Raw genomic sequence first — 2249 nt, 5'->3', positions numbered from 1 at the left:
GGCCGCACTCATTTGATTGAAACAAAGGTTCGTGGGACGTCGCCGTGCCGTTCCCACCCGGCTCCGCTTCGCTTCGCCCCCCTCCCCCTGCGGGGAGGGAGAAGTTCAGCGTTATACGCTTCAGCCCTTGAACGCGGCTTCCAGCAGGCCGTGCTGGCTGAGCACGGGATTTTGCGGCTGCTCTTCCTGGACGTCCAGATACATGCGGCGGTCCAGATATAGCGCCCGGTCGAACAGTTTCTCGGACCGGACCAGATATTCCACCAGGGCGATGGGCAGTTCCGCGTGGCTGGGTTCGCTCTCGATCTTGCGGTCGTTCAGGCGATAACGCGGCTCGCAGGCGGCGTCCGGCGTCATGTCGTCCTCGCGCACGGCCCGCTGGACCAGCAGCCAAGAGGCGATCTGCATCAGGCGCGTGGTCAGCTTCATGCTCTCAGCGGCATAGGCCAGGGCGGCGGCGCGGGACAGCATCTTGGAATCGCGGCGCCCCTCCCCGTCCAGATAGGCGGCGGTCTCCTCGACCAGCTCCATCCCCTCGCGGAAGGTGCGGTCGAACAGTTCCGAGCGGGCGAAGTCCTGCACCTTGCGACCGCGGTCGGCCTTGGAGCCCGTGCTCTGGGTGTCGCTCAGGGTCATGGTGGACATCATCATCGAGAGTGGACGCTTGTTCTGACTTTGGGCAAGGACGGCGCCCGTGTCGTCAGGACTGCAACCGTCATGCCACGGTTTCGATCCTTGCGCGATCACGCTCCAAATTTGAACAGGGCGTCGGCGGCGCTCTTCTTGGATTTCTTGCCTTCTATGGCCGAGCGGGCGCGCTGTATCTCATGGTCCAGCGCCTCGATCCGTTCTTCTAGGTCCTCGATCGAATAGAGGTCCAGATCTTCGCGCCCCAGGGCCGTCAGGGCCTCGCCGCGCCGGGGGCGGGGTTCGATATCCTCGAACATCGTCGTCGCCTTTCTTCATTCTGCCATGGCCGCGCACGGCCGGGGCGCCTATCTGAACGCCCGGACACGGACGATTGCAAGCGGAGCGACTATGCGGGTCATCGAGATCGAAGGCGGTTCAGGACCGGCCGAGGCGCTGCGGCCGGCGGACCGGCCCGACCCTGTGGCCCGCGCCGGCGAGGTGATGATTCGGGTTCATGCGGCGGGAATCAATAGGCCGGACCTGTTGCAGCGAAATGGAGTCTATCCGCCGCCGCCGGGGGCTTCGGACATCATGGGGCTGGAAGTCGCCGGCGAGGTCGAGACCGTGGGCGAGGGCGTGACGCGCTGGGCCGTCGGCGACCGGGTCTGCGCCCTGCTGGGCGGGGGCGGTTACGCCGACAGGGTCGTGGTGGACGCCCGGCATCTGCTGCCGATCCCGGACGGACTGGACTATGTGCAGGCGGCGGTCCTGCCCGAGACGGTCTTCACCGTCTTCGCCAATGTGTTCGAGGCGGGCGGGCTGAAGGCGGGCCAGACGCTGCTGATCCACGGCGCGACCAGCGGCATCGGCGTCACCGCCATCCAGATGGCCAAGGCCGCCGGCGCGACGGTGATCGCCACCTCGCGCGGGGCGGACAAGACCGCCGCCGCACGCGCCCTGGGCGCCGACGTCAGCCTGGACGCCAAAACCGACGATCTGGCCGCCGCCATCGCCGAGGCGGGCGGGGCCGATGTGGTGCTGGACATGGTGGGGCGGGACTACGCCGAACTTAACCTGAAGGCGCTGAAGGCCGGCGGGCGGTGGGTGGTCATCGCCTCGCTGTCGGGATCAAAGGTCGAGATCGACCTGATGCGGGTGATGCTGAAACGGCTGGTGCTGACCGGCTCGACCCTGCGCAGCCGTTCAGCCGACGAAAAGGCCCGGTTGACCGCCGCCGTGGAGGCGACGGTCTGGCCCTGGGTGATCTCGGGCGCGGTCCGGCCGCCGGTGCAGGCGACCTTCCCGCTGGAGCGCGCCGCCGACGCCCATCGCGCGCTGGAGGCGGGCGATCACGTCGGCAAGTTCGTGCTGACGGCCTAGTAGCGACCGCCCCGCACCGGGCGCATCGACGAGATGCTGTCGTTGAAGCCGCCGCTCAGATTGCGGATATCGCCTTCGACGATACGGCAACGGCCCCGGAACTCGGCGTCGGTGCAGACTTCCCACCGCCCCTGGACGCGCACCGAACTGATCCGGTCATTGAAAGGCGTGCGGCCCAGGTTGCGGTCCTCGCCGACGAATTCCCGCGAGGCTCCGCGGAAGTTCGAATTCTCATAGAC

The 2249-nt window shown here is 67.4% G+C and carries 4 protein-coding genes; 1 reads left to right on the top strand and 3 read right to left on the bottom strand.

What is annotated here, in order from left to right; genetic code table 11:
* Positions 1-120: 120 nt before the first annotated feature.
* Together ER13_RS17070 and ER13_RS17065 are read right to left on the bottom strand one after the other, a co-directional pair.
* Positions 121-636: a DUF1465 family protein gene (locus ER13_RS17070; RefSeq protein WP_050771718.1), complete on the bottom strand. Its 516-nt coding sequence runs from the start codon at positions 634-636 to the stop codon at positions 121-123.
* A 107-nt stretch (positions 637-743) separates the two neighbouring features.
* Entirely contained in the window at positions 744-947 is a 204-nt protein-coding gene (locus ER13_RS17065; protein ID WP_035311260.1) for a DUF1192 domain-containing protein, read from the bottom strand.
* Positions 948-1038: 91 nt separating this feature from the next.
* Here ER13_RS17065 and ER13_RS17060 point away from each other — a divergent pair, with 91 nt between their 5' ends.
* Positions 1039-2010: an NAD(P)H-quinone oxidoreductase gene (locus ER13_RS17060; RefSeq protein WP_035311257.1), complete on the top strand. Its 972-nt coding sequence runs from the start codon at positions 1039-1041 to the stop codon at positions 2008-2010.
* On the opposite strand, the gene ER13_RS17055 is transcribed toward ER13_RS17060, so the two are convergent.
* Positions 2007-2249 (bottom strand): beta/gamma crystallin-related protein (locus ER13_RS17055; protein WP_035311255.1); only part of this gene is annotated, 243 nt, incomplete at its 5' end. The genes ER13_RS17060 and ER13_RS17055 overlap by 4 nt on opposite strands.

This window comes from Brevundimonas sp. EAKA, assembly GCF_000698025.1.
GTDB classification, from domain to species: domain Bacteria; phylum Pseudomonadota; class Alphaproteobacteria; order Caulobacterales; family Caulobacteraceae; genus Brevundimonas; species Brevundimonas mediterranea_A.
The sequence above is the reverse complement of the archived record's forward strand: the minus strand, read 5'-3'. Positions and strand labels throughout refer to the sequence as shown.

Coding starts and splice junctions, on each gene's coding strand:
- ER13_RS17070 (WP_050771718.1), bottom strand. CDS start 636: ATGACCCTGAGCGACACCCAGAGCACGGGCTCCAAGGCCGACCGCGGT.
- ER13_RS17065 (WP_035311260.1), bottom strand. CDS start 947: ATGTTCGAGGATATCGAACCCCGCCCCCGGCGCGGCGAGGCCCTGACG.
- ER13_RS17060 (WP_035311257.1), top strand. CDS start 1,039: ATGCGGGTCATCGAGATCGAAGGCGGTTCAGGACCGGCCGAGGCGCTG.